The organism is Bacteroides sp. (assembly GCF_019417265.1).
Lineage (GTDB): Bacteria > Bacteroidota > Bacteroidia > Bacteroidales > Bacteroidaceae > Phocaeicola.
In genome coordinates this window covers 1-6,250 of the sequence record NZ_DXVR01000021.1, presented here as the reverse complement: position 1 = coordinate 6,250, position 6,250 = coordinate 1, and the positions used below count along the sequence as shown (strand labels likewise).

At 39.5% G+C, this 6,250-nt stretch carries 7 protein-coding genes; 2 read left to right on the top strand and 5 right to left on the bottom strand.

Going from position 1 to position 6,250, the window contains the following annotated elements:
- The coding region (gene rpsR, locus QZ379_RS04490; RefSeq protein ID WP_291558834.1) for a 30S ribosomal protein S18 at window positions 1-159 on the bottom strand (159 nt) is incomplete at its 3' end.
- Between the two features lie 2 nt (window positions 160-161).
- Complete coding sequence (gene rpsF / locus QZ379_RS04485; RefSeq protein WP_291558780.1) at window positions 162-509, bottom strand: 30S ribosomal protein S6; 348 nt, start codon at window positions 507-509, stop codon at window positions 162-164.
- A gap of 246 nt (window positions 510-755) precedes the next feature.
- Here rpsF and QZ379_RS04480 point away from each other — a divergent pair, with 246 nt between their 5' ends.
- Window positions 756-1,202 (top strand): MarR family transcriptional regulator, encoded by a 447-nt coding sequence (locus tag QZ379_RS04480; protein ID WP_291558778.1) that lies wholly within the window; start codon window positions 756-758, stop codon window positions 1,200-1,202.
- Window positions 1,203-1,327: 125 nt separating this feature from the next.
- Window positions 1,328-1,504, top strand: a complete 177-nt coding sequence (locus QZ379_RS04475) for a hypothetical protein (protein ID WP_291558776.1) — start codon at window positions 1,328-1,330, stop codon at window positions 1,502-1,504.
- A 77-nt stretch (window positions 1,505-1,581) separates the two neighbouring features.
- On the opposite strand, the gene QZ379_RS04470 is transcribed toward QZ379_RS04475, so the two are convergent.
- The 3 genes from QZ379_RS04470 to QZ379_RS04460 all read right to left on the bottom strand — a co-directional run bounded on the left by QZ379_RS04470 (window position 1,582) and on the right by QZ379_RS04460 (window position 6,249).
- On the bottom strand, window positions 1,582-2,292 hold the full coding sequence (locus tag QZ379_RS04470) for a response regulator transcription factor (RefSeq protein WP_291558774.1): 711 nt from the start codon (window positions 2,290-2,292) through the stop codon (window positions 1,582-1,584).
- 1 nt (window position 2,293) lies between these two features.
- Complete coding sequence (locus QZ379_RS04465) at window positions 2,294-3,847, bottom strand: HAMP domain-containing sensor histidine kinase (RefSeq protein WP_291558772.1); 1,554 nt, start codon at window positions 3,845-3,847, stop codon at window positions 2,294-2,296.
- 266 nt (window positions 3,848-4,113) lie between these two features.
- The gene (locus QZ379_RS04460; RefSeq protein ID WP_291558770.1) at window positions 4,114-6,249 is read right to left on the bottom strand and encodes a translation factor GTPase family protein; all 2,136 of its coding nucleotides are present in this window, start codon (window positions 6,247-6,249) and stop codon (window positions 4,114-4,116) included.
- Between the last annotated feature and the right edge of the window lies 1 nt (window position 6,250).

Here is a 6,250-nt window from a genome sequence, read left to right as displayed (position 1 = left end):
AAGGATTTTACCCTGTTCGTTCAAGAATTTCTTCAAGAATTCAGGATCTTTGTAATCGATATACTTAATACCACTCTTTTTGAAACGGCAGTATTTTTTCTTCTTAACATCTACTGATGGCGGAGTTAAATATCTGATTTCTGATTGTTGCTGTGCCATGATTAATTTTCCTCCTTTTTAGTTGATTTAACATTTCTTCTCTTAGCAGCATATTCTGCAGCATACTTGTCCATCTTGAAAGTCAAGAAACGGATAACTCTTTCGTCACGACGGTAGTTAACTTCAAGCTTTTCGATTACAGTTGGTTCAGCTTTAAACTCAATCAACTGATAGAAACCTGTAGATTTCTTCTGAATTGGATAAGCCAATTTCTTCAATCCCCAGTTTTCTTCATTGATGATCTCAGCACCTTCCTGAGTAAGGATTGCTTTGAACTTCTCTACCGCTTCCTTCATCTGAGCCTCAGACAAAACGGGAGTTAAAATGAAAACGGTTTCGTATTGATTCATACTAATTCGTTAATTAAATTATTAATAAAAAATTTCAATCGCGGCGCAAAGGTACAACTTTTTATCTAATATACAAACATTTAAGCTACTTTTCTTCGTTTTTACGGCATAATATCACTTTAGCCACAAAGAAACTATACCTGTACATTACTTATTATGCATGATTTAAATATTAAAAAGAGTTCCATCACAATAGAATTACCGACAAATATAGTATCTTTGCATAGTTGTATAAACAATAATTATATGATAGAACAATTCAATTTTGACATCCAGCTAATTTTTGCCATACTAAACGGAAAAGTTTCTGCTGCCATAAACCGGAAACTGATAAGAAATTTCAGAATGAACGGTCTGGACATCACTCCTGAGCAATGGACAGTACTGATTTTTCTATGGGAAAAGGACGGAGTGACACAACAGGAGCTATGCAACGCCACATTCAAGGACAAACCGAGTATGACGCGACTTATCGACAATATGGAGAAACAACATCTTGTAGTGCGCATATCGGACAAGAAGGACAGAAGAACAAACCTTATCCACCTGACCAAAGACGGCAAGCAGCTTGAAGACAAGGCAAGAATGGTAGCAAACCTTACTCTGAAAGAGGCGCTGAAAGGCTTGACACTGGAAGAGTTAAGCATCAGCCAGGAGGTATTGCGCAAAATCTTCACAAACACGAAAGATTAGCCATACAATAAAAGCATGATAATACACGAATTTCGTTTTTTTTCATAAAATAATTTTCACGTGTAAAGAATTATGCTTTAATTTGTAACCAATAAACGAATAAACCATAAAAATAGAAGACACACATGAAAAGCTTATTAAAGAATCTGGGAGTAATATTGATTATTATCGGAGCTGTTATCCTGATTGCCTGCTTTGCAACTGAAAATGTAAACAACAACGCTATTCTGGGAACATCAATGGTTCTTATCATTGCAGGATTAATCAGCTACATCCTGATTAACAAACGTATCACTGATTAATGTAAACTACAAATCAGACAAAATAAAAAGAGGTTATCTTTCATGGATAACCTCTTTTTATTTTATATACCCGTCAATCAAGCATCCTGCTGTTCATCGTCCGGAGTAATCAGTTTATATCCCTTACCGTGGATATTGATAATTTCGATAGATGGGTCTGCCTTAAGGTGCTTACGCAACTTAGTGATATAAACGTCCATACTTCTTGCATTGAAATAGTTATCGTCAATCCAGATATTCTTCAATGCATAATCTCTCTGAAGTATTTCGTTTGCATGAGAGCAAAGCAAAGACAGAAGTTCAGATTCCTTAGTAGTAAGCTTAGTCTGCTTGTCACCGATAGTAAGCAACTGTTTCTGAGTATCGAAAGTAAAGTTACCGATAGTGTACATAGTGTTTTCCTTTACCTTCTTACCTCTTACTCGACGCAAGATAGCCTCGATACGAAGTGTAAGTTCTTCCATACTGAAAGGCTTGCTGATATAATCATCGGCTCCAATCTTGAATCCTTCAAGGATATCTTCCTTCATAGTCTTAGCAGTAAGGAAAATCACAGGAACTTCCGAATTGATTTGTTTGATTTCCTGAATCATAGAGAAACCATCCTTGACAGGCATCATAACGTCTGTCACAATCATATCATATTTTCCTTTCTGATATCCTTTTACACCTTCGTCACCATTCAGGAACAGGTCAGCTTCATAACCTTTAGCCTGTAAATATTCTCTCAAAAGCATGCCAAGATTCTCGTCATCTTCGCACAATAAAATACGCATTCTTTCGTCCATATTATTCTTCTTTAAATAAAGGTAATACAATAATAAATTTAGTTCCTACATTCAGTTCACTTTCAGCACGGATGCTTCCATTGTGATCTGTAATAATCTTCTTCACATAGGCCAGTCCAAGACCAAATCCCTTCACATCGTGCAGGTTTCCGGTATGAACACGGTAGAACTTGTCAAATATCTTTTTCAAATTTTCTTTCTTTATTCCGATTCCATTGTCCTCGACGGAGATATGCAATTTGTTAGCCTCATTCCATGTTCTGACCTTAAGGCTTATATCCACATCCGAGCGTTTATATTTCACTGCATTATCCAACAAGTTGAATATCACATTGGTGAAATGCATCTCATCCACAAATATGAACGGATCCGTAGCATCAAGTTCCGCATCAAGCGTACCATGACAACTTTCCACCTTCAACCTGAAAGTATTTATCACGCCGTTCACAAGTTCATTGGCATCAATTTTCTTTTTCTTCAGCGTAGCTTTCTGACGCTCGAACATCGACATCTGCAACACTTTCTCTACCTGGAAACGAAGACGTTTCGTTTCATCGTTTATCACTCCCGAAATATGCTTGAACATCACAGGAGATTTACCTACAGCCGGGTCATTAAGCATCTGAGCCGCAAGCGATATGGTAGAAATCGGAGTCTTGAACTCGTGCGTCATATTGTTAATGAAGTCATTCTTTATCTCCGTAAGTTTCTTCTGACGGAATATTATATATATGGTAAATATAAAAGTAACCAGAAGAACCATCGTAAATATCAACGAAGGTATCATAAACTTCACAGAGCTGAAAATATAGTCATCCATCGTAGGGAAGAATATTTTCACATATCCCATTTTTGCCGGAGGGTCATTCTCAAACAACAGTTTTGAATAGACTTTCTCGCCGTCGTACACATAGTCCGAACAACGATAGACCTCTTTTCCATCCCTGTCTGTCACCGTAAAATGATAAGTCAGGTCCAAACCATTGTTCAGCAACTCCGACTTAATGAAATGGTCCAACTGTTTGAAGTTTATTCTATCCTTCAGCGGTTTGTCGCTCGCAGTATAAAGTATGTTATACACCACCTCATCAAGCAATGCCCTCTGGTAGACATATCTTTCCTTGATTATCTCCTGCAAGGTTCGCGATGTCTGGGGTATATTCTTACCATTCGAGATAATAACTTTAGGCACATTTGCAGGCCTGTTGGTTATCGTCTTGAACTCAAAGGTAGAATACATACTTCCATCTGGCGATGTTATGGTATATTGGTGATGTTGCATAATATCACCGCTATCCTTACCTTTGTTCAGGTTAAACTGTTCAGCAAGACGGGCTGCCCTTTCAGTAGCTGCCACATCAGCCTCCAGATATTTCTTGGTTTCCACCAGTTCCAGATTGCGCACGGACTGAGCAAGACTGCGGTTTACATTCTCTTCGAATTGTCCACGACGCATCTTTACCATCTCTTCTATATAACTTACCTGCAAATACAGCAGGCTAAGAAAAGACAATGCCATAATGACTCCTAATATCCATATTGTTGACTTTTTCATGGTGACAAATTTAACAAGCTAATTAATATAATCATCACCAATTAACATGTTTTACACGAGATTTTTTCGTATTTAACAATACCCTCCGATTTTAATTGATAAAATCACAAGTAAAAACACTTATCACCTCGCCTACTTTACAAAAATAATATAACTTTAAATATATAACAACTAAAAGTGGCAAAAAGTTCACCGTAAGGCAATAAAAAAAAAGCCACATTTTTAAGAAATGCGGCTTTTTTATGTATTAAAATATCAACTAAGCGTTAATCTTCATTCTTTTCCTGTTCCTCAAATTCCTTCATCAGCTTATTCTGAACATCTGTTGGAACAAGTTCGTAGCTTGCAAACTTCATAATGAACGAAGCACGTCCTCCGGTCAATGAGCTTAAAGCAGTAGAATAGTTGGACATTTCCTTCAAAGGCACTTTAGCTGCAAGTTTTTCGTATCCCTTTTCACTGCTCATACCCATAATCATACCGCGGCGTCCCTGCATATCGCTCATCACGTCACCAAGCTTGTCGCTCGGAACGAAAACTTCCACATCGTAGATAGGTTCAAGAATCTTAGGACCTGCGTTCTTGAATGCTTCGCTGAAGGCATTACGTCCGGCAAGCATGAACGAGATTTCATTTGAATCAACCGGGTGCATCTTTCCGTCGTATACGATAACACGTACGTCGCGTGCATACGAACCTGTTAGAGGTCCCTGTTCCATACGGCTCATGATACCTTTAAGGATGGCTGGCATAAATCTTGTGTCGATGGCTCCACCCACAACACTGTTGATGAATACTAACTTACCGCCCCATTCCAAATCAACGGTTTCAGTACCCTTAACGTTAATCTTGAATTCCTGACCATTGAATTTATAGACTTCAGGAGTAGGCATACCTTCGTAATACGGCTCAACAATAAGATGAACTTCACCAAACTGTCCGGCACCACCTGACTGTTTCTTATGTCTATAGTCGGCACGAGCAGCCTTAGTAATAGTTTCTCTGTAAGGAATCTTTGGTTCCATGAACTGCACTGCAAGTTTTTCATTGTTTTCAAGACGCCATTTCAGTGTACGCAAATGGAACTCACCCTGACCGTGAACAAGAATCTGCTTCAATTCCTTAGACTGTTCAACAACCCATGTCGGGTCTTCCTCACGCATACGGTTAAGGACAGCCATCATCTTTTCAGTATCAGCCTCGTTTTCAGGCTTGATAGCTCTTGTATATTTAGGATTAGGATACTTGATGAAATTGAATCTGTTTTCGCAGTCCTTGCTGTTCAGCGTATTACCGGTCTTGACATCTTTCAGCTTCACTGTACAACCGATATCACCGGCTCTCAGTTCTTCCACCTTTTCACGGTTTGCACCGGCACATACATATAGCTGAGCCATACGTTCCTTAGAACCACGGTCGGCATTATTCAGGTCGTCACCTTCGTGAACTACACCACTCATAACCTTGAAGTACTGTACATCGCCGATATGTGGTTCAACGGCAGTCTTGAAGAAATAAAGTGAAGTTGGAGCATCAGCCACAGGAGGCACAGGAACACCACGTGTGTTGTGAACCACAGGCATTTCGTCAACGAAAGGCACTACGTTACCAAGGAATTCCATCAGACGGCGAACACCCATGTCTTTACCTGCACACACGCAGAACACAGGGAACATACCTCTTGCAGCCAATCCCTTACGGATACCTTCGCGCATTTCGTCTTCTGTAAGCGATTCAGATTCGAAGAATTTCTCCATAAGAGTTTCGTCATGCTCGGCAGCAGCCTCAACAAGTCTCTTATGCCATTCCATAGCTTTTTCCATTTCTTCAGCCGGAACAGGTTCGATAGTAGGAGCACCACCTTCAGGTCCCCACGAATATTTTTTCATTAAAAGTACATCAATCAACGAATTGAAGTCCGGACCTGTACTGATAGGATACTGAACCGGAACAACTTTAGAACCATAATTCTCAGTCAACTGTTCAAGCACTTTATCGAAATCGCAGTTAGGCGAGTCAAGCTGGTTAACGAGGAAGATAACCGGTTTACCCAACTTTTCAGTGTAACGGAAGTGATTCTGAGTACCTACTTCAGGTCCGTACTGACCATTAAGAAGCAATATTGCTGTATCAGTTACGTTAAGTGCGGTTATAGCAGCTCCCACAAAGTCATCACTACCCGGACAGTCTATGATATTAAGTTTTTTACCATTCCACTCCACATGATAAACGGTAGAGAAGACCGAGTAACCATACTCCTGCTCTACCGGGAAATAATCGCTGACAGTGTTCTTGGCAGTAATTCTGCCGCGACGTTTTATAATACCACTCTCAAAGAGCAAAGCTTCAGTGAGGGTGGTTTTACCTGAGCCATCATTGCCAAGAAGTGCAATGTTTTTAATT

Bases quoted from the DNA above. Each gene is read 5' to 3' on its own strand.
- QZ379_RS04470 (WP_291558774.1), bottom strand. From the start codon at position 2,292: ATGGACGAAAGAATGCGTATTTTATTGTGCGAAGATGACGAGAATCTT.
- QZ379_RS04465 (WP_291558772.1), bottom strand. From the start codon at position 3,847: ATGAAAAAGTCAACAATATGGATATTAGGAGTCATTATGGCATTGTCT.
- rpsF (WP_291558780.1), bottom strand. From the start codon at position 509: ATGAATCAATACGAAACCGTTTTCATTTTAACTCCCGTTTTGTCTGAG.
- QZ379_RS04480 (WP_291558778.1), top strand. From the start codon at position 756: ATGATAGAACAATTCAATTTTGACATCCAGCTAATTTTTGCCATACTA.
- QZ379_RS04475 (WP_291558776.1), top strand. From the start codon at position 1,328: ATGAAAAGCTTATTAAAGAATCTGGGAGTAATATTGATTATTATCGGA.